The organism is Pseudomonas sp. TKO26, assembly GCF_003225665.1.
Taxonomy (GTDB): domain Bacteria; phylum Pseudomonadota; class Gammaproteobacteria; order Pseudomonadales; family Pseudomonadaceae; genus Aquipseudomonas; species Aquipseudomonas saponiphila.
Genome location: NZ_QKLN01000014.1, coordinates 96,327 through 116,144 on the forward strand (window position 1 = coordinate 96,327; position 19,818 = coordinate 116,144).

The window sequence follows — 19,818 nt, forward strand, 5'->3', positions numbered from 1 at the left end:
TGATGGCGCAGAAGATCATCCGCGTAGGCAACATCGAGATCGCCAACGACAAGCCGATGGTGCTGTTCGGCGGCATGAACGTGCTGGAAAGCCGCGACATGGCGATGCAGGTCTGTGAAGAGTACGTGCGGGTGACCGAGAAGCTCGGGATCCCCTACGTGTTCAAGGCCAGCTTCGACAAGGCCAACCGTTCGTCGGTAACCTCCTACCGTGGCCCAGGCCTGGAAGAGGGCATGCGGATTTTCCAAGACGTGAAGCAGGCCTTTGGCGTGCCGATCATCACCGACGTCCACGAGCCGGCCCAGGCCGCCGTGGTCGCCGAAGTCTGCGACATCATCCAGTTGCCGGCGTTTCTCTCGCGGCAGACCGACCTGGTGGTGGCCATGGCCAAGACCGGCGCGGTGATCAACATCAAGAAGGCCCAGTTCCTCGCGCCCCAGGAAATGAAACACATCCTGAGCAAGTGTGAAGAGGCGGGCAACGATCAGTTGATCCTCTGCGAGCGCGGTTCGAGCTTCGGTTACAACAACCTGGTGGTGGACATGCTCGGCTTCGGCATCATGAAGCAGTTCGAATACCCGGTGTTTTTCGACGTGACCCACGCCCTGCAGATGCCGGGTGGTCGCGCCGATTCCGCTGGCGGTCGTCGGGCCCAGGTCACCGACCTGGCCAAGGCCGGCATGAGCCAGTCCCTGGCCGGCCTGTTCCTTGAGGCTCACCCGGATCCGGACAACGCCAAGTGCGACGGTCCTTGCGCCCTTCGTCTGGACAAGCTTGAGCCGTTCCTGGCTCAGCTCAAGGCCCTGGACGAACTGGTCAAGAGTTTCCCCACGGTAGAAACCGCGTAAAAACGGCGACTTCCTCAGTAGGAGCCGGCTGACTGGCACCGCGTTTTCGCGGGCCTGTTCGCCGGCAAGCCGGCTCCTACGAACCAGCAATTTGACCCACAAGTTATAAATCGAGCGGTACTCAGCGTTTTCGTCAACTTTGGAGTGTTCACAACAATGGCAAAAATCGTCGACATCAAAGGTCGTGAAGTTCTCGACTCCCGTGGCAACCCCACTGTCGAAGCGGACGTGCTTCTCGACAACGGCATCATCGGCAGTGCTTGCGCGCCGTCCGGTGCCTCCACCGGCTCGCGCGAAGCGCTGGAGCTGCGTGATGGCGACAAGAGCCGTTACCTGGGCAAGGGCGTGCTCAAGGCGGTAGCCAACATCAACGGTCCGATCCGCGATCTGTTGCTGGGTAAAGACCCGATCGACCAGAAAGCGCTGGATCAGGCGATGATTGCCCTGGACGGCACCGAGAACAAAGCTTCCCTGGGCGCCAACGCCATCCTCGCCGTGTCCCTGGCTGCGGCCAAGGCTGCTGCTCAGGACCAGGACCTGCCGCTGTACGCTCACATCGCCAACCTCAACGGCACTCCTGGCGTCTACTCGATGCCAGTACCGATGATGAACATCATCAACGGTGGCGAGCATGCCGATAACAACGTCGACATCCAGGAATTCATGGTGCAGCCAGTCGGCGCCAAGTCTTTCTCGGAAGGTCTGCGCATGGGCACCGAGATTTTCCATCACCTCAAAGCCGTGCTGAAGGCCCGTGGCCTGAACACTGCGGTGGGTGACGAAGGTGGTTTCGCGCCGAACCTGGCTTCAAACGAAGACGCGCTGAAAGTCATCTCCGAAGCCGTGGCCAACGCCGGTTACACCCTGGGCACCGACGTGACCCTGGCTCTGGACTGCGCCGCCAGCGAATTCTATGAAGACGGCAAGTACAACCTGTCTGGCGAAGGCCAGGTGTTCACCGCCGAAGGTTTCGCCGAGTACCTGAAAGGTCTGACTCAGCGCTACCCGATCATCTCCATCGAAGACGGCCTGGACGAGTCCGACTGGGCGGGCTGGAAGATCCTCACTGACAAGATCGGCGACAAGGTGCAACTGGTCGGCGACGACCTGTTCGTGACCAACACCAAGATCCTGAAGGAAGGCATCGACAAGAAGATCGCCAACTCGATCCTGATCAAGTTCAACCAGATCGGCACCCTGACCGAAACCCTGGAAGCCATCCAAATGGCCAAGGCTGCCGGTTACACCGCGGTGATCTCGCACCGTTCCGGCGAAACCGAAGATTCGACCATCGCCGACCTGGCCGTGGGCACTTCGGCTGGCCAGATCAAGACCGGCTCCCTGTGCCGTTCCGACCGTGTATCCAAGTACAACCAATTGCTGCGTATCGAAGAGCAATTGAACGGCAAGGCCAAGTACAACGGTCGCGGCGAGTTTCGCGGCTAAGCAGTAGATGGTAAAAAGACACCGGATTGTGTCGGGAAAATCGCGACAGCGAGTTTTTTGCCACTAATCTGATGCCTTAAGAGCACAAGCCTGGTTCTTCCAGGCTTCGTGCTATCAGTAGGTCCGAAGTTGTTGGCATGGCTGTCTTTTTTCACTGGATACCCGATATTCGATGCGCAGTCCCAATTGGTTGTTCCTGGTCTTGCTCTTGCTGCTGGCCGGCTTGCAGTACCGCCTGTGGGTGGGGAACGGCAGCTTGGCCCAGGTAGCTGACCTGACTCAGCAGATTGCCGACCAGCACGCTGAAAACGAGCGTTTGCTGGAGCGAAATCGCGTACTCGATGCGGAAGTCATGGAGTTGAAGAAGGGCATGGAGACCGTTGAAGAGCGGGCTCGCCATGAGTTGGGCATGGTCAAGGAGGGTGAAACCCTCTACCAGTTGGCCCAATGAGCGATAGATTGCCGGCCTTCTGGGCCGTGATTCCTGCCGCGGGCGTCGGTGCCCGGATGGCCGCGGACCGTCCCAAGCAGTACCTGCAACTGGGCGGACGCACAATTCTCGAACACAGCCTCGGCTGTTTTCTCGACCATCCCGGCCTCAAGGGGCTGGTGGTCAGTCTGGCGCTGGACGATCCTTACTGGCCGACCCTGGCCTGCGCCCACGATTTGCGGATTCAGCGGGTCGAAGGTGGCGCCGAGCGCTCCGGTTCGGTGCTCAATGCCTTGCTTCATCTGCATGCCCAAGGTGCGGCCGATGAAGACTGGGTGCTGGTTCACGATGCCGCGCGGCCCAATCTTTCCCGAGATGACCTGGACAAACTGCTGGGCGAGTTGGCGCACGACCCGGTGGGCGGCCTGCTGGCGGTGCCGGCCCGGGACACCCTGAAGCGGATCGACAAGCATGGAAGGGTCCTGGAAACCGTGGATCGCAGCCTGATCTGGCAAGCCTACACACCGCAGATGTTCCGGCTTGGCGCGCTGCATCGCGCCCTGGCCGACAGCCTGGTGGCCGATGTGGCGATCACCGATGAGGCTTCGGCAATGGAATGGGCGGGGCAGGCGCCACGCCTGATCGAAGGCCGCTCCGACAACCTCAAGGTCACTCGCCCGGAGGATCTTGAGTGGCTGCGCCAGCGCTGGTCCAATCGGCGCTGAACCTTCTAGCAGCCGCTGGTTGCGAACGATGGCTGAACCCCTGAAGGTCTTGCGGGTCTTGTCACAGCCTGCGCCAGTGGCTACAGGTCGCGGTACTCCGGGCGTTCGGCCAACCCCTGCTTGAGATAATCCACCAGCTTGCGCACTTTCGGCGACAGGTGTCGTTGCTGCGGATACAGCGCCCAGACTGCGGTGTTGGGCGGCTGGTGAGCGTCCAGCAGGGAAACCAGCGTACCGTCCTGCAGGTGCTCCAGAACGTAGTAGTCCGGTAGTTGGCAGAGTCCGACGCCTTGCAACGCCGCATCCAGCACCGCCTGACCGCTGTTGCAGCGCCAGTTTCCCTGTACCCGCTGCGAGAATTCGCGGCCATCGAGCTCCAACTGCCAGATATCCGAGCTGCCAATCAGGCAATTATGGCGGCTCAGTTCCGACAGGCTGTGGGGGCGGCCGTAGCGTTCCAGGTAGGAAGGGGAGGCACACAGGTACATGCGGCGTGGCGCCAGGCGAGTGGCGACCAGGCGCGAGTCCTGCAGGCGTCCCAGGCGAATGGCCAGGTCGAGCCCCTCGTGCACCAGGTCCAGCGGTCGGTTGCTCAATTCGATGTCCACCCGCAACTGCGGATAAAGGCTCATGAAGCGTGTGACCAGAGGCACGATAAAGCGCTCGCCATAGGCCACCGCACAAGTCATGCGCAGCATGCCCTTGGGTTCGCTGGTCAGGTCCCCCACGGCCCGCAATGCCTCCTCGCGTCCATCCTGCAAACGCTGGCAGTGCTGGAGAAAGGTCTGCCCGGCCTCGGTCAGGGTGACGCGGCGGGTACTGCGATACAGCAGGCGGGTCTGCAAGCGTTCTTCGAGCCGCACCACCTGGCGGCTGATGTGAGATGAGGACACTCCCAGGCGCTCGGCAGCGGCAGTGAACTGGCTGCATTCGGCGACTGCGACGAATTCGTCGATGCCCTCCCAACGGTTTTCGCTCATTGATTATCCCTATATGGCAATAATGTTTTGCTTTTGCCTGGATTATTCATCGCATTGCGCTGTTTTACACTCACTGCCTCGTTTTTATTCGCTGGAGAGTCAGGATGATCAAGTCACGTGCTGCCGTAGCCTTCGAGGCCAAGAAGCCCCTGGAAATCGTCGAAGTGGATGTCGCCATGCCCAAGGCGGGTGAAGTGCTGCTACGCGTCGTCGCTTCCGGTGTCTGCCACACCGACGCCTACACCCTGTCCGGCGCCGACCCGGAAGGCATCTTTCCGGCGATCCTCGGCCACGAAGGTGGTGCAGTCGTAGAAGCAGTGGGCGAGGGCGTGACCTCTGTAGCGGTGGGTGATCATGTGATCCCGCTGTACACCCCGGAATGCGGCCAGTGCAAATTCTGCCTGTCGGGCAAGACCAACCTCTGTCAGGCCATTCGTGCAACCCAGGGCAAAGGCTTGATGCCGGATGGCACCACGCGCTTTTCCTACAAGGGTCAGCCCATTTTCCATTACATGGGCACCTCGACATTCTCCGAGTACACCGTGCTGCCGGAAATCTCCGTGGCCAAGATCCCCAAGGAAGCGCCATTGGAAAAGGTCTGCCTGCTGGGTTGCGGCGTGACCACAGGCATTGGCGCGGTGATCAACACCGCCAAGGTCAAGGCCGGTGATACCGTGGCCATCTTCGGCCTGGGCGGCATCGGCCTGTCGGCGGTGATCGGTGCGGTCAAGGCCAAGGCCGGGCGTATCATCGCCATTGATATCAACCCGGCCAAGTTCGAGATCGCCAAGCAACTGGGCGCCACCGACTGCGTCAATCCCAAGGACTTCGATCGTCCGATCCAGGAGGTCATTGTCGACATGACCGACGGCGGCGTGGATTTCTCCTTCGAATGCATCGGCAACGTCCAGCTGATGCGCGCCGCGCTGGAATGCTGCCACAAGGGCTGGGGCGAGTCGGTGATCATTGGGGTGGCCGGTGCCGGCCAGGAAATTTCGACCCGTCCTTTCCAGTTGGTGACCGGTCGCGTATGGCGGGGTTCGGCTTTCGGTGGCGTGCGCGGTCGCAGCGAACTGCCAAGCTACGTGGAAATGTCCCAGACCGGCGAAATCCCGCTGGATACCTTCATTACCCACACCATGGGCCTGGAAGACATCAACAAGGCATTCGACCTGATGCACGAAGGCAAGAGCATTCGTTCGGTCATTCACTTCTAAGAGCAGCGGCAAGCGGTGAGCTTCAAGCGGCAAGCGCGAAATAGCGGCTTGCCGAGTGAAGCTTGCGGCCTGTGGCTGGAGGTCTGCCATGAGTCTGGAAAACCTTTCCTGCCAGAAAAGCTTCGGCGGCTGGCACAAACGCTACAAGCATCACTCCCAGGTGTTGGGCTGCGACATGGTATTCGCGGTGTATTTGCCGCCCCAGGCGGAGCAGGGCGGCAAGTTGCCGGTGCTTTACTGGTTGTCCGGCCTGACCTGTACCGACGAGAACTTCATGCAGAAGGCCGGCGCCCAGCGCATGGCAGCGGAGCTGGGCTTGATCATCGTGGCTCCGGATACCAGTCCTCGCGGTGCCGGGGTGCCCGGTGATCCGGAGGGCGCCTGGGACTTTGGCCTGGGCGCGGGATTCTATCTGAATGCGACTCAGGAGCCCTGGGCCCAGCATTATCGGATGCATGACTATGTGGTGAACGAACTGCCGGAGTTGGTGGAGGCGCATTTTCCCGCGTCGCAGAAACGTGGGATCAGCGGGCACTCCATGGGCGGTCATGGGGCATTGGTCTGTGCTTTGCGTAATCCCGGTCGCTATCAGTCGGTTTCGGCGTTCGCTCCTATCAGTAATCCCATGGACTGTCCTTGGGGGCAGAAGGCGTTTTCCCGCTACCTGGGCGAGGAACGTTCACGCTGGCGTGAATGGGATGCCAGCGTGCTGCTAGCCGAATCCAGGGAAAAGCTGACGTTGCTGGTGGATCAAGGGGATCGAGATGACTTTCTCGCCACCCAGCTCAAGCCAGAAGTGCTGCAGCAGGCGGCCAGGAGCGCCGGTCATCAGCTGACGCTGCGGATGCAGCCGGGCTACGACCACAGCTACTTCTTCATCGCCAGTTTTATCGACGATCACTTGCAGCACCATGCACGTGCTCTTAACGCCTAATGCCGGCCAAAGCAGGTAGAATCACGCCCTGACTTTTTCGGGGCGTTTTTTTATGCGTATTGGCCACGGCTACGATGTGCACCGTTTCGCTGAGGGCGACTTCATTACTTTGGGCGGTGTGCGCATCGCCCATCATTGCGGCTTGCTCGCCCACTCCGATGGTGACGTGTTGTTGCACGCGCTCAGTGATGCCCTGCTGGGTGCTGCGGCGCTGGGGGACATCGGCAAGCATTTTCCGGACACCGATCCGCAGTTCAAAGGTGCCGACAGCCGCGTCCTGCTGCGTCATGTTGTCGCGCTGATCCACGCCAAAGGCTGGAAGGTCGGCAACGTCGACAACACCATCGTCGCCCAGGCTCCGAAAATGGCGCCTCATATTGAAACCATGCGGGCCTTGATTGCCGAGGACCTGCAAGTCGAACTGGACCAAGTGAACGTGAAGGCCACCACCACTGAAAAACTCGGCTTCGTCGGCCGCGAGGAAGGTATCGCGGTGCATTCCGTGGCCTTGTTGCTGCGCCCATGAATGAATCGCAACTGTTGGGCCCGCGGGCCTATGGTGACGCCCTGGGCCGCGCGGTGCTCAAGGCCACAGCCGAAGATTTCCAAGTCGATGAAGTGCTCGATATCCCGCTGAGCGGTGACGGCGAGCACCTGTGGCTGTGGGTGGAAAAGCGCGGCCTGAATACCGAAGAGGCCGCGCGGCGGATTGCCAAGGCCGCCGGAGTATCGTTGCGCACCGTGAGCTACGCCGGGCTCAAGGATCGCCAGGCGCTGACTCGCCAATGGTTCAGCGTACAACTGCCGGGCAAGGCGGACCCTGATCTTGGCGCGGCGGAAAACCACACCCTGAAAATCCTCAAGGCCACCCGCCACAAACGCAAGCTGCAGCGCGGAGCCCATGCGGCCAACGGTTTTACCCTGCGCCTGACAGAGCTTACGGCGGATCATGCGGCCATCGATGAGCGTTTGCGGCAGATTGCCCAGCACGGGATTCCCAACTATTTCGGCGCCCAGCGGTTTGGCCACGACGGCGGCAACCTGGTGGATGCCCGTGACTGGGCCGCGCGCCAGGCTCTGCCGGAGCAGCGCAATGTGCGTTCGCGCCTGCTTTCCACGGCTCGCAGCTATCTGTTCAATCAGGTGCTGGCGGCGCGGGTGGCGAACGGCAGCTGGCAGCAGGCGCAAGTCGGTGACCTGCTGGCGTTTACCGACAGTCGCAGCTTTTTCATGGCTGGGCCTGACGAGTGCTCGGACCCGCGCCTGGCGATTCTCGACCTGCACCCCACCGGTCCGTTGTGGGGCGAGGGCGCCTCTCCGGCGAGCGGTGTGTCCCATGAGCTTGAGCAACAGATTGCCGGTCGTGAGGCGGCACTGTGTGATTGGCTGATCAAAGCCGGCATGAGCCACGAACGACGCATCCTGCGGCTGCCCATTGGCGGTTTGACGTGGCATTATCCCGAGCCTGACATTCTGCAACTGGAATTCGTCCTGCCGGCCGGGTGTTTCGCCACCGCATTGGTGCGTGAACTCGTCGATCTGGTGCCGGTGGGGCAGACGGACAGCTCATGCGTATTCTGATTTCTAACGATGATGGGGTAACCGCACCCGGTATCGCCGCGCTGCATGCTGCGCTGGCGGATTACGCCGAATGTGTGGTGATCGCACCGGACCAGGACAAAAGCGGCGCCAGCAGCTCGCTGACGCTTGACCGTCCGTTGCATCCGCATACCCTCGGCAATGGTTTCATCAGCATCAACGGCACGCCAACCGACTGCGTTCACCTGGGGCTCAACGGCCTGCTGGAGCATGAGCCGGACATGGTGGTGTCGGGGATCAACCTGGGGGCCAACCTCGGGGATGACGTGCTGTACTCCGGAACGGTCGCCGCGGCCCTGGAAGGGCGTTTCCTGCAGCGTCCGGCGATTGCCTTTTCGCTGGTGTCGCGGCAAGTGGAAAACCTTGCCACGGCGGCCCATTTCGCGCGCAAGCTGGTGCAAGCCCAGGGCTTGCTGGATTTGCCACCACGGACGGTGTTGAACGTGAATATTCCCAACCTGCCACTGGATCATATTCGTGGCATACAGCTGACCCGCCTGGGCCATCGCGCGCGCGCGGCGGCACCGATGAAGGTCGTCGATCCCCGTGGCAAGTCGGGTTACTGGATTGCCGCCGCCGGGGATGCCGAGGATGGCGGTCCGGGTACCGATTTTCATGCGGTGATGCAAGGTTATGTCTCCATCACCCCGTTGCAGCTGGATCGCACCTTCAATGACGCGTTCCGAAGCCTGGACGGTTGGTTGGAGGGGCTGCGCTGATGGCTCGTGAGCAAGACGATTTGCTGCGACGGGGAATCGGCATGACTTCCCAGCGGACCCGCGAACGCCTGATTCAACGGCTCTACGATGAAGGGCTGTCCAATCCCCAGGTATTGGAAGTCATTCGTCGTACGCCGCGGCATCTGTTCGTCGATGAAGCCCTGGCCCATCGGGCCTATGAAGACACAGCCTTGCCGATCGGCCACAACCAGACCATTTCCCAGCCTTATATGGTGGCGCGCATGAGCGAGCTGCTGCTGGAGGCCGGCCCTCTGGACAAGGTCTTGGAGATCGGTACCGGGTCCGGCTACCAGACGGCAGTGCTGTCGCAGTTGGTGGAGCGGGTGTTTTCGGTGGAGCGGATCAAGGTCCTGCAGGACCGCGCCAAGGAACGGCTGCAGGAGTTGAACCTGCGCAATGTGGTGTTTCGCTGGGGGGACGGTTGGGAGGGCTGGCCGGCCTTGGCGCCTTACAACGGCATCATCGTGACCGCTGTAGCCACTGATGTTCCCCAGGCGCTGCTCGACCAACTGGCCCCGGGCGGACGCCTGGTGATTCCGGTGGGGGCAGGAGAAGTGCAGCAGTTGATGCTGATCATTCGAGAAGAACATGGCTTTGCCCGGCATGTCCTCGGGGCGGTGCGTTTTGTGCCTTTGCTCAATGGGCCGCTGGCTTGAGTATTTGTCGGGGCTGGGTGAATTCTGTTTGATGCGCTGTGTCTTAGTGCCGTATTGATCGTCAATGAGTCTAGTGACCATCAATGGTCATTTCTTGCCACTGTGTGTTGCGCTTTGCCTGCGGTGAAGCGCGGTCGTGCAGTTATACTTGCGTCATTTCACGCCTGAGCAAGGCAATCTATATCGTCAACCACCATAAAGGGAGCGGCGGGTGAGTCTCACAGTCATTGCGCAGCGAATAGGTATATCAAGCTTTCAGCGACTGATGATTGGCCTTGTCTTGAGTTCCTTGTTGGTCGGTTGTTCCAGTACCAAGTCCAGCAGCGTGGGTGTGGTTGAGCGCAGTAATACCGCCGCGCCTCAACGTCCGACGGTCACTACTGGGCAATATGTAGTGCGTCGTGGCGATACCTTGTTCTCCATTGCCTTCCGCTATGGCTGGGACTACAAGGCATTGGCCGCTCGTAACAATATTGCCGAGCCCTATACCATCCATCCCGGGCAAACCATTCGCTTTGATGGCCGCACTGACGCTGCGCCGGCAACGGTGGTTACCAGCACCCAGTCTGGCGCCTCGTCGTCGAGCAAGACCACAGTTATTCGTCGTCCTGTTGGTGCTGCTACGGCCCCCACAACGGCTCCTGCATCAAGCACCGCAGCCCCGGCTGCCAGCAAGCCAGCGCCCGCCCCGGCTACCCCCGCGGGCCCCGCACCGACAGGTTGGGGCTGGCCTTCAAACGGCGTTCTGATTGGAAAATTTTCTTCAAACGGTAGTTTGAATAAAGGCATTGATATCGCCGGGGATTTGGGACAGCCTGTTTTAGCTGCGTCTGATGGGACGGTGGTTTACGCCGGGAGTGGCTTAAGGGGCTACGGCGAATTAGTCATCATCAAACACAACGAAACCTACGTCAGTGCTTACGGCCACAACCGCAAGCTATTGGTTCGGGAGGGACAGCAGGTCAAAGTCGGACAGACAATTGCCGAGATGGGATCAACTGGTACAGACCGGGTGAAACTGCACTTTGAGATTCGCCGACAAGGTAAACCTGTAGATCCGCTGCAATTCCTGCCACGACGTTGATCCGTTACCAGCCTGTTCCACTCACGTAGAGGGAACAGGCTCCAGCGTTGCCAAGGATTAAGGCGCCGCTTGAGCCTGAGGTCGAACTCACCAAAGGACTATAACAATGGCTCTCAGTAAAGAAGTGCCGGAGTTTGACATCGACGATGAAGTTCTCCTTATGGAGAGCAGTATCGATATGGATTCGATGTCGAATAATGAGGGGGCAACTCCACCTTCCGTTCGCGCCAAATCCAAAAGCTCCGCATCACTTAAGCAACATAAGTACATTGATTACACGCGCGCCCTTGATGCGACGCAGTTGTATCTCAATGAAATCGGTTTTTCTCCATTGCTCTCTCCCGAAGAGGAAGTGCACTTTGCGCGTTTGTCGCAGAGTGGCGACCCGGCCGGGCGCAAGCGCATGATTGAAAGTAACTTGCGACTGGTGGTGAAAATCGCCCGGCGTTATGTCAATCGCGGCTTGTCGCTGCTGGACCTGATCGAGGAGGGCAACCTCGGCCTGATCCGTGCAGTGGAGAAGTTCGACCCGGAACGCGGTTTCCGCTTTTCGACCTACGCCACCTGGTGGATTCGTCAGACCATCGAACGGGCGATCATGAATCAGACACGCACCATTCGGCTGCCGATTCATGTGGTCAAAGAGCTCAACGTCTACCTGCGCGCCGCCCGTGAGTTGACGCAAAAACTCGATCATGAACCCTCTCCCGAAGAAATCGCCAACCTGCTTGAGAAGCCGGTGGCCGAAGTCAAACGCATGCTCGGTTTGAATGAGCGGGTTTCTTCGGTTGATGTCTCGCTGGGACCGGATTCGGATAAAACCTTGCTGGACACCCTGACGGATGACCGTCCGACGGATCCTTGCGAGCTTTTGCAGGACGACGATCTGTCACAAAGCATCGATCAATGGCTTTCCGAACTGACTGAAAAGCAGCGTGAAGTTGTGGTTCGCCGCTTTGGTCTGCGAGGTCATGAGAGCAGCACGCTCGAAGACGTCGGCCTGGAAATCGGCCTGACCCGTGAGCGGGTTCGGCAGATTCAGGTTGAAGGGCTCAAGCGCCTGCGGGAGATCCTTGAGAAGAATGGCCTGTCCAGTGAGTCGCTGTTCCAGTAGCTTCTGGAGTTGATCCGCAAGAGCCCCGATTCGTTCGGGGCTTTTTGTTGGCTGAGTGTTTTGGCCCCGAGTGCTCGGATTCTGATCAAGGATGGGATTACTCTTAACTTGCGTGTAAGCAATAGATTACTTTTTCGTAGGCGTTCGGTTCTCTAGTGCTTCAAGCTTGCCTAAAACACTTTAGGTCATTTTTTATATTGTTGATTTATAAGGATATTTTTATTTTTTCCGTTGGCGTTTGACAGTTTTTCCCGCGATAGGTGCGATTGCTCTTATCTGGGAACTCTCTAATATCAGCCCTGTGTCGACGGATAGACACAGCCATCAAGGACGATGGTCAGGACATCGCAGGAAGCGATTCATCAGGACGATGAAAAGGAATACAGGGACTAGGGAAAAAGTGGGCGGGTCATACCGCCCCTTTTTTTGCCTGGCGAAAAGTTCCAACTGCAAGAACCCGTTCCCAGAAACGCAAAAAGGCCCGCAAGGGGCCTTTTCAGGAACGCGGGGCAACTAGCGTTCGAGGTCTTTGATCTTGCCTTTAACGCCATCCCACTCTTCGGCATCCGGCATCGGTTCTTTCTTTTCAGTGATGTTCGGCCAGATCTCTGCCAGCTCGACGTTCAACTGAATGAATTCCTGCATTTCTTCCGGGACTTCATCCTCGGAGAAAATAGCTACAGCGGGGCACTCAGGCTCGCACAGCGCGCAGTCAATGCACTCATCCGGGTGAATCACCAGGAAGTTCGGGCCTTCGTAAAAGCAGTCCACCGGACAGACTTCTACGCAGTCGGTGTACTTGCACTTGATGCAGTTGTCGGTGACGACGAAGGTCATTTCTAATTCTCTCCTCAGGCGGCGGCAGCGGAGCCCCAACATGACGGGGTCGCCAGGTTTGGGAGCGATAGTCTGCGAACCAGGCTAATAGTCCGCAGCATCCCAAACCGCGCGAGATTCTAACAGCTTGAAGGCGTTCGCGTTAGATGCGCGTCTTCAATGTATAGAGCATTTCCAGGGCCCGGCGTGGCGTCAGATCATCCAGATCCAGTTTGGCCAGTTCGTCCAGCACCGGATGGGGCAGGCTGGCGAACATGTCGCTTTGTTGGGGAACCGAGGTTTTACCCGGTGCTGGAGGCGCCACTTCATGGGGCAAACTGGTGGTTTCCAGACGGCTCAAGTGTTCTCTGGCGCGGCTGATGACTGCGCTGGGAACCCCGGCCAGCTGGGCTACCGCCAGACCATAGCTCTGGCTGGCAGGTCCAGGCAGTACGTGGTGCAGGAACACGATGCGTTCATTGTGCTCGGTGGCGTTGAGGTGCACGTTGGCCACCAGCGGCTCGCTTTCCGGGAGTACGGTCAACTCGAAGTAGTGGGTGGCGAACAGAGTGTAGGCCCGTAGCTGGGCGAGACGTTCTGCCGCAGCCCAGGCCAGAGACAGTCCGTCGAAAGTACTGGTTCCGCGACCCACTTCGTCCATCAGCACCAGGCTGCGCTCCGTGGCGTTGTGCAGGATGTTCGCGGTTTCGCTCATTTCCACCATGAAGGTCGAACGGCCTCCGGCCAGGTCGTCGCTTGAGCCGATCCGGGTGAAGATCCGGTCCACCAGGGACAGCTCGCAGCTGGCCGCCGGGACGAAGCTGCCAATATGGGCCAGTAGCACGATCAGCGCGGTCTGGCGCATGTAGGTGGATTTACCGCCCATGTTCGGGCCGGTGATCACCAGCATCCGGGTGTTGTCGTCCAGATTCAGGTCGTTGGCCACAAAAGGCGTGGTCAAGACTTGTTCCACCACCGGGTGACGACCCTGGGTGATGCGCATGCATGGCTCGCTGACAAAACGCGGGCAGTTGAGGTCCAGGTTCAAGGCGCGCTCGGCCAGGTTGCTCAGCACATCCAGTTCCGCCAGAGCTCCGGCGGTATCCTGCAACGGTGGCAGATGGCTGATCAGGGTTTCCAGCAGCGCATCGTAGAGCATCTTTTCCCGGGCCAGGGCACGGCTCTTGGCCGACAGCGCCTTGTCTTCGAACTCCTTGAGTTCCGGTGTGATGAAGCGCTCGGCGCCTTTGAGCGTCTGCCGGCGAATGTAGTCCGCGGGCGCCTGCTCGGCCTGCTTGCTGGGCAGCTCGATGAAATAGCCGTGAATGCGGTTGTAGCCGACCTTGAGGTTGGCCAGGCCGGTTCGGGCTTTCTCGCGGGTTTCGAGGTCGATCAGGAACTGCCCGGCGTTCTCGCTCAAGGATTGCAGATCGTCCAGCTCAGCGTCGTAGCCGGTCTTGAGCACGCCGCCGTCGCGGATTACCGCTGGCGGGTTGTCGATGATGGCCTTGGCCAGCAGCGCCGCCAGCTCCGGGTAGGTGCTGGTGGTGAGCGCCAACTGCTTGAGGTGATCCGCCTCCAGTTCAGTCATCGCCTCTTGCAGTTCCGGCAGCGCGGCCAGGGCGTCGCGCAGGCGGGCCAGGTCCCGCGGACGGGCATTGCGCAAGCCGATTCGCGCGAGAATCCGCTCGATATCGCCGATTTCCTTCAACTGCGGTTGCAGTCGTTCGAAGCGGTAACCGTCCAGCAAACAGGTAATGGACGACTGACGCGCCTGCAAGACCTTGAGATCCCGCAGCGGGCGGTTCAGCCAGCGAGTCAGCAGGCGGCTGCCCATGGCGGTCTGGCAGCGATCGACCACCGATTGCAGGGTGTTGTCGCGTCCACCAGCCAGATTGGTGTCCAGCTCCAGGTTGCGACGGCTGGCGCCGTCCAGCACCACGGTATCGTCCAGGCGTTCATGACGCAGGCTGCGCAGGTGGGGCAGGGCGGTACGCTGGGTTTCCTTGGCGTAGCTGAGCAGGCAACCGGCGGCGCCGATGGCCAGGGTCAGGGTTTCGCAGCCAAAACCCTTGAGGTCCTGAGTGGAGAACTGCTGGCAAAGGCTCTTGTGAGCCGAATCACGCTCGAAATCCCAGGGCGCACGGCGCCTTGCACCGCGGCGTTTTTCCGCTGGCAGGCCCTGTGGCCAGTCATCGGGGATCAGCAGTTCGACCGGGTTGATCCGCTCCAGCTCGGCCAGCAGGTTTTCCCAGCCCTTGATTTCCAGGACGCTGAAGTTGCCGCTGGTGATGTCCAGCACCGCCAGGCCAAACAGACGCTCATCACCCAGCACAGCGGCAATAAGGTTGTCGCGGCGCTCGTCCAGCAGCGCCTCGTCACTCACCGTGCCCGGGGTGATGATGCGCACCACCTGGCGCTCCACCGGGCCTTTGCTGGTCGCCGGGTCGCCCACTTGTTCGCAGATCACCACCGACTCGCCGAGCTTCACTAGCTTGGCCAGGTAACCTTCAGCGGCGTGATAGGGAATACCGCACATGGGAATCGCCTGGCCCGCCGACTGTCCGCGCGCCGTCAGGGTGATGTCCAGCAGCTTGGCGGCCTTCTTCGCGTCTTCATAGAAGATCTCGTAGAAGTCGCCCATGCGGTAGAACATCAACTGATCAGGGTGCTGGTTCTTGAGGCGCCAGTACTGCTGCATCATCGGCGTGTGGGAGGACAGATCGGAGGTATTTTTACTCATTGGGTATTTAGGCGGATTCGTTGAATGGGTGAAGCAAAGGAGCGCTGGGCTCGGCTTTTTGCAGATGGCGGCAAGGTTACCATGGGCGCCCCGGGCTCGCAGACTCCAAGGCGCTACCGCGTTTGTCCGGTAAATGCATTACGTTTATGCAAAACAGCATTTGTCATTGAGAAAAAGATCAAGCAATATGCGTTCTATGCAAATACGCAATGTTTCTACCGTCTTAAGAGAGCTGCTGGAGCGTGACGGAATCTCCCCCACGGAGCTTCACCGCCGCACCGGTGTGCCTCAATCCACCCTCTCGCGGATTCTCAGCGGGAAGATCGTCGATCCCTCGGATAAGCACATCTCGCGGATCGCCGAATACTTCCAGGTGAGCACCGATCAACTGCGCGGGCGCGTGGACATCGCGCCTGCCCGCGCGGCGGCCCCCCGTGACGAGATTCATTCGGAACTCAAGGACATAAGCCTGTGGGACGACGATACCCCTGTCGATGACGACGAGGTGTCGGTTCCCTTTCTGCGTGAGGTTGAATTGGCTGCTGGATCAGGAAGATTCGTCATCGAGGAAAGCGAGCGCGCCAGCCTGCGCTTCGGCAAGCGCAGCCTGCGGCACAACGGCGTGCAGTTCGATCAGGCCAAGTGCGTCACGGTGCGCGGCAACAGCATGTTGCCGGTACTGCGCGATGGGGCCACGGTCGGGGTCAATGCTGGCAAATGTGCGATTGGCGACATCATCGATGGCGACCTCTACGCGATCAACCACAATGGCCAGTTGCGGGTGAAGCAGCTGTATCGCCTGCCCACCGGGATCCGCTTGCGCAGTTTCAACCGCGACGAGCACCCGGACGAGGACTACAGCTTCCAGGAAATCCAGGAGGAGCAGATCAGCATCCTCGGTCACGTCTTCTGGTGGGGCATGTACGCCCGCTAAGCCATCACCGTCAGACAAAGCCCGCCACTGAGCGGGCTTTTTTTCGCCCTCGAAAAATCCTCCCACCCTGCATTTATGCGGGGTCCATGCACTCGTGCAATTCCGCTGCATAAATAAATGCATTTACGCATTGACTGCATATGCATGAATGCATATTATCCATCTCAAGCCGTTCAACAACGGCTGCAACGACGCTCTTTAGTGGCAAAGCAAAGGCAGCGATGAACCGGCCTCGACGGTTCAGAGGGTTGGCAACTGACCCGGGTGTGCAGCGTAAAGCACCAGAAGCAGTTATCCGGCGGACAGGGTCGCGGTCGGAGGAACAATTTGAATGGGTCCGTACCGCACCAGTAGTGCCGAAAGACCAAGGTTTGCATTACTGAAAGGCCCGGGCGACCGGGCTTTTTGGAATGCCTGCCTAACGTGGGCCGCCAACAGACAGGGACCCCTTGAATCACCCTTTTCAGCTTTCTATCAACTGGCCATCTCGCTGGCCTCAATCCGCACGGGAGACGTGAATGACAAACGAGCAGCAAGCGTTGCTGGACATGCCGATCTGGCTGGTCATCGTCCTGGCGCTGGTCGGTGGCGTTTCCGGCGAAATGTGGCGCGCCGACAAAGAGGGCGCCCGTGGCTGGTCGCTGTTGCGGCGCCTGGCGCTGCGCTCTGGAGCCTGCGTGGTCTGCGGGGTCTCGGCAATCATGCTGCTGTATGCCGCCGGCGTCTCGATCTGGACCGCCTGCGCCTTCGGTTGCCTGACCGCCATGGCCGGCGCCGACGTCGCCATCGGCCTCTACGAGCGCTGGGCGGCCAAGCGCATCGGGGTTTGCGAACCGCCCCCGCGGGATTCGAACCCGGATCAGCGTTGACCCCGCGTCACCTCCGGCCTTCAACACGCACCATCGGCCCCAGCGGCTGGGGCGCCTCGACCTGATTCAGGAACTACACAATGAATGAACTGACCCGGCTAAAAGACGCCATCACGTCCACGATCAAGCTGGCGATGCCGCAACTGCAGACGGTTGAGGCATTCCCCAAGATGCTCGAAGGCATCACTGAACCGGCGCTCCACTACGCGATTACCGGCCTGGATCAGGCCGCCGACCCCGGCGATGGCCGCAGTTGCATGCGGGCCACCTTCGAGGCGCGGGTCCGGGTTGATCCCGAACTGGCGCAGGCGCCTTTGCAGGCGGCCGTGCTGGCGGCGCAGTTGCTTGAGCTGTTGCGTTGCCAGCAGTGGAACCTGGACTTTGTCGAGGGGGCCACGGCGGTATGGGCCAAGCCTGCCGGGACGGCGGCGGATCCGGCTTATCGCGCCGAGTGGATCGTGCAGTGGCAGCAACTTGTCTACCTGGGCCAGGAACAATGGCCCTGGCCGGATCAACCGCCGGGCACGCTGTTGTTGGGCTTGAGCCCCGATACCGGACCCGGTCATGAGGACCGCTACCAGTCGCCGGAGCACATGGCGTGAGTTACGTGTCTGCAAGCCACGACCGCATGATTGCCGGCCTGATCCTGCCTTGCAGCGTGGTCGGCGTGGATCTGGCCGCCGGGCTGGTCCGGGTGTCCGATGGCGCCGGCTGGACCAGCGCCTGGCTGCGCTGGCACAGCCAGGCCGCCGGCAAGGCCCGGCACTGGCGGGCACCGAGCCTGGGGGAGCAGGGCGTGCTGATCAGCCCCAGCGGCGAGCCGGCCCAGGGCACCTTCGTGCCCGGCCTGTATGGCAATGCCGGTCCCCAGCCAGACAACCGCGACCACGTCGAGGTCTGGCGTTTCGAAGATGGCGGCTCTCTGGTCTATGACTGGCAGGCCAAGCGCTACAGCATCAGCCTGCCCAGCGGCACGGTGAGCATTGAGGTCGGCGCCAGCTCGGCGCAGGTTACCGACAGCAGCATTACCGCCAAGGCCGACAGCATCACCTTGAGCGGAGCTATCACTTTGCATGGCGATGTGCAGATCAACGGTGGGAGCCTGAAGCACAACGGGGTCAACGTCGGTTCGACCCATACCCACTTGGGGGTGATGCCGGGCCCCGGGGCAACGGCCCCGCCGCAGTGATCCTTGGCCCCATCGTCCTTACGACCCACCTATCACCCAAGCAACCCGCCCAGAGCGGTTTTTTTCTACCCGGAGAATCCAATGGCCACCCCCAAGAAAACCCCCGGTCGTCCGGCCGGCACCGGTGCTGTGGTGTTTCGCGACAGCCTCTACACCTCGCGCCATCTGATCCTGCCGGATGGCCGCCAATTGCCGGTGCTCCAGGGACAGGTGTCGGTCAAGGCCGGCGACCGCGTTGCCCTGGACTACCTCGCCAGCCACCCGGATCTGCAAGCACAGGAGTAAGGCCATGATCGGAATGGATCGCCGTACCGGCCTGTCGCTGTCCGGCATCGAGCATGTGCGGCAGTCCATCGAGGACATCCTGACCACGCCCCTGGGCAGCCGACGGATGCGCCCCGAATACGGCAGCAACCTGCGTCGTTATGTCGACCTGCCAGTGACTGGCGGCTGGAAAAGCGCGGTGCAGGCCGAAGTGGCCCGAGCGCTGTTGCGCTGGGAGCCACGGTTGAAGCTGGAACGGGTCAGTGTGGTCGCGGTCGTTGGCGGCCAGATCAGCTTTCAACTGACCGGCCAGTACCTGGGCAATCGCGCGGTTTTGGAGGTAACGGCATGAGTACGTTGGACCTGTCGGCGCTGCCGGCACCCCAGGTGCTTGAAGCCCTGGATTTCGAGGCCTTGTACCAGGGCAAGCTGGCCACCTTTCGCCGGCACATGGGCGACAACTGGACGGCCAACCTGGAAAGCGACCCGGTGAGCAAACTGCTGGAAGTCTCGGCTTACGCTGACATGCTGCTGCGGGCCCGGGTCAACGATGCCGCCAAGGCGTTGCTGCTGGCCCATGCCCAGGGCACGGACCTGGATCACCTGGCGGCCAACGTCAAACTGCAGCGCCTGGTGATCCAGGCTGGCAATTCGTTGGCGGTGCCGGCGCTGGAGGAGGTCAGGGAGTCGGACGACGCCCTGCGCGAACGCATCCAGTTGGCCTATGAAGGGCTGACCACCGCCGGACCGCGTAACAGCTACATCCTGCATGCCCGCAATGCTTCGGCCCTGGTGGCCGATGCCGAGGCCGAGAGCCCGGCACCGGCCCGGGTGACGGTCACGGTGCTGAGCCTGGAAGGCAACGGCACGGCCGCTCCCGAGCTGCTGGCGACAGTCGCTGCGGCCCTCAACGATGAGGACGTGCGGCCCCTGGGGGATCGGGTCACGGTGCAGAGTGCGCAAGTGTTGCCCTATCGCATCGACGCCGTGCTGCACATGAAGGGGCCAGGGCCGGAAAGTGATGCGGCCCTGGCCGAGGCCGAGCGCAGGCTGGCGGCCTGGATCAATCCGCGGCGGCGCCTGGGCATCGAGGTGGCGCGTTCGGCCATCGACGCCCAGCTGCATGTGGCTGGCGTGGCTCGGGTCGATCTTGGCGGTTGGCAGGACATCACCCCGAGCAAGGCCCAGGCGGCGTACTGCACCGGCTACAGCGTCAAGTTGGGGAGCTGA

The 19,818-nt window shown here is 60.7% G+C and carries 22 protein-coding genes; 19 read left to right on the forward strand and 3 right to left on the reverse strand.

Annotation, left to right across the window (positions count from 1 at the left end; genetic code table 11):
- The first annotated feature begins 2 nt into the window (after positions 1 to 2).
- The 4 genes from kdsA to ispD all read left to right on the forward strand — a co-directional run bounded on the left by kdsA (position 3) and on the right by ispD (position 3,449).
- On the forward strand, positions 3 to 848 hold the full coding sequence (gene kdsA / locus DNK59_RS19755; protein WP_092320588.1) for a 3-deoxy-8-phosphooctulonate synthase: 846 nt from the start codon (positions 3 to 5) through the stop codon (positions 846 to 848).
- A 156-nt stretch (positions 849 to 1,004) separates the two neighbouring features.
- Entirely contained in the window at positions 1,005 to 2,294 is a 1,290-nt protein-coding gene (eno, locus tag DNK59_RS19760; RefSeq protein ID WP_047302057.1) for a phosphopyruvate hydratase, read from the forward strand.
- Between the two features lie 172 nt (positions 2,295 to 2,466).
- On the forward strand, positions 2,467 to 2,745 hold the full coding sequence (ftsB, locus tag DNK59_RS19765; RefSeq protein ID WP_011059544.1) for a cell division protein FtsB: 279 nt from the start codon (positions 2,467 to 2,469) through the stop codon (positions 2,743 to 2,745).
- A complete protein-coding gene (gene ispD / locus DNK59_RS19770; protein WP_110724275.1) occupies positions 2,742 to 3,449 on the forward strand; it encodes a 2-C-methyl-D-erythritol 4-phosphate cytidylyltransferase in 708 nt (235 codons plus the stop codon). The genes ftsB and ispD overlap by 4 nt, the downstream gene beginning before the upstream one ends.
- An 80-nt stretch (positions 3,450 to 3,529) precedes the next feature.
- Here ispD and DNK59_RS19775 read toward each other — a convergent pair whose 3' ends face one another.
- Positions 3,530 to 4,429: a LysR substrate-binding domain-containing protein gene (locus tag DNK59_RS19775; protein ID WP_092320053.1), complete on the reverse strand. Its 900-nt coding sequence runs from the start codon at positions 4,427 to 4,429 to the stop codon at positions 3,530 to 3,532.
- A 104-nt stretch (positions 4,430 to 4,533) separates the two neighbouring features.
- On the opposite strand from DNK59_RS19775, the gene DNK59_RS19780 reads away from it, so the two are divergent.
- The 8 genes from DNK59_RS19780 (at position 4,534) to rpoS (ending at position 11,773) form a co-directional block, all read left to right on the forward strand.
- The gene (locus DNK59_RS19780; protein ID WP_060837775.1) at positions 4,534 to 5,646 is read left to right on the forward strand and encodes an S-(hydroxymethyl)glutathione dehydrogenase/class III alcohol dehydrogenase; all 1,113 of its coding nucleotides are present in this window, start codon (positions 4,534 to 4,536) and stop codon (positions 5,644 to 5,646) included.
- Positions 5,647 to 5,734: 88 nt separating this feature from the next.
- Positions 5,735 to 6,580, forward strand: coding sequence for an S-formylglutathione hydrolase (gene fghA / locus DNK59_RS19785; RefSeq protein ID WP_092320055.1), 846 nt, complete (start codon positions 5,735 to 5,737; stop codon positions 6,578 to 6,580).
- A 52-nt stretch (positions 6,581 to 6,632) separates the two neighbouring features.
- The gene (ispF, locus tag DNK59_RS19790; protein WP_060837777.1) at positions 6,633 to 7,106 is read left to right on the forward strand and encodes a 2-C-methyl-D-erythritol 2,4-cyclodiphosphate synthase; all 474 of its coding nucleotides are present in this window, start codon (positions 6,633 to 6,635) and stop codon (positions 7,104 to 7,106) included.
- Entirely contained in the window at positions 7,103 to 8,161 is a 1,059-nt protein-coding gene (gene truD, locus DNK59_RS19795) for a tRNA pseudouridine(13) synthase TruD (protein WP_110724276.1), read from the forward strand. The genes ispF and truD overlap by 4 nt, the downstream gene beginning before the upstream one ends.
- Positions 8,149 to 8,898, forward strand: a complete 750-nt coding sequence (gene surE, locus DNK59_RS19800; RefSeq protein WP_092320059.1) for a 5'/3'-nucleotidase SurE — start codon at positions 8,149 to 8,151, stop codon at positions 8,896 to 8,898. Before truD ends, surE begins: the two co-directional genes overlap by 13 nt.
- A gap of 41 nt (positions 8,899 to 8,939) precedes the next feature.
- Positions 8,940 to 9,575 (forward strand): protein-L-isoaspartate(D-aspartate) O-methyltransferase, encoded by a 636-nt coding sequence (locus tag DNK59_RS19805; RefSeq protein WP_173655928.1) that lies wholly within the window; start codon positions 8,940 to 8,942, stop codon positions 9,573 to 9,575.
- 211 nt (positions 9,576 to 9,786) lie between these two features.
- Positions 9,787 to 10,659, forward strand: coding sequence for a peptidoglycan DD-metalloendopeptidase family protein (locus tag DNK59_RS19810; RefSeq protein ID WP_092320061.1), 873 nt, complete (start codon positions 9,787 to 9,789; stop codon positions 10,657 to 10,659).
- Between the two features lie 106 nt (positions 10,660 to 10,765).
- Positions 10,766 to 11,773 (forward strand): RNA polymerase sigma factor RpoS, encoded by a 1,008-nt coding sequence (gene rpoS / locus DNK59_RS19815; RefSeq protein ID WP_016964675.1) that lies wholly within the window; start codon positions 10,766 to 10,768, stop codon positions 11,771 to 11,773.
- 513 nt (positions 11,774 to 12,286) lie between these two features.
- Here rpoS and fdxA read toward each other — a convergent pair.
- Complete coding sequence (fdxA, locus tag DNK59_RS19820) at positions 12,287 to 12,610, reverse strand: ferredoxin FdxA (protein ID WP_092320063.1); 324 nt, start codon at positions 12,608 to 12,610, stop codon at positions 12,287 to 12,289.
- A gap of 142 nt (positions 12,611 to 12,752) precedes the next feature.
- Positions 12,753 to 15,332: a DNA mismatch repair protein MutS gene (mutS, locus tag DNK59_RS19825; protein WP_110724277.1), complete on the reverse strand. Its 2,580-nt coding sequence runs from the start codon at positions 15,330 to 15,332 to the stop codon at positions 12,753 to 12,755.
- A gap of 187 nt (positions 15,333 to 15,519) precedes the next feature.
- On the opposite strand from mutS, the gene DNK59_RS19830 reads away from it, so the two are divergent.
- The 7 genes from DNK59_RS19830 to DNK59_RS19860 all read left to right on the forward strand — a co-directional run bounded on the left by DNK59_RS19830 (position 15,520) and on the right by DNK59_RS19860 (position 19,818).
- A complete protein-coding gene (locus tag DNK59_RS19830) occupies positions 15,520 to 16,266 on the forward strand; it encodes an XRE family transcriptional regulator (RefSeq protein WP_092320075.1) in 747 nt (248 codons plus the stop codon).
- A gap of 518 nt (positions 16,267 to 16,784) precedes the next feature.
- Positions 16,785 to 17,135 (forward strand): phage holin family protein, encoded by a 351-nt coding sequence (locus DNK59_RS19835; protein ID WP_092320077.1) that lies wholly within the window; start codon positions 16,785 to 16,787, stop codon positions 17,133 to 17,135.
- Positions 17,136 to 17,215: 80 nt separating this feature from the next.
- Positions 17,216 to 17,737 carry a hypothetical protein gene (locus tag DNK59_RS19840; RefSeq protein WP_110724278.1) on the forward strand — a complete coding sequence of 174 codons (522 nt, stop codon included), beginning with the start codon at positions 17,216 to 17,218 and terminating at the stop codon, positions 17,735 to 17,737.
- Positions 17,734 to 18,324, forward strand: coding sequence for a phage baseplate assembly protein V (locus DNK59_RS19845; RefSeq protein WP_110724279.1), 591 nt, complete (start codon positions 17,734 to 17,736; stop codon positions 18,322 to 18,324). The genes DNK59_RS19840 and DNK59_RS19845 overlap by 4 nt, the downstream gene beginning before the upstream one ends.
- An 81-nt stretch (positions 18,325 to 18,405) precedes the next feature.
- Positions 18,406 to 18,609: a hypothetical protein gene (locus DNK59_RS19850; protein ID WP_110724280.1), complete on the forward strand. Its 204-nt coding sequence runs from the start codon at positions 18,406 to 18,408 to the stop codon at positions 18,607 to 18,609.
- A 4-nt stretch (positions 18,610 to 18,613) separates the two neighbouring features.
- Positions 18,614 to 18,940 carry a GPW/gp25 family protein gene (locus DNK59_RS19855; protein ID WP_060837784.1) on the forward strand — a complete coding sequence of 109 codons (327 nt, stop codon included), beginning with the start codon at positions 18,614 to 18,616 and terminating at the stop codon, positions 18,938 to 18,940.
- On the forward strand, positions 18,937 to 19,818 hold the full coding sequence (locus tag DNK59_RS19860; protein ID WP_110724281.1) for a baseplate J/gp47 family protein: 882 nt from the start codon (positions 18,937 to 18,939) through the stop codon (positions 19,816 to 19,818). The genes DNK59_RS19855 and DNK59_RS19860 overlap by 4 nt, the downstream gene beginning before the upstream one ends.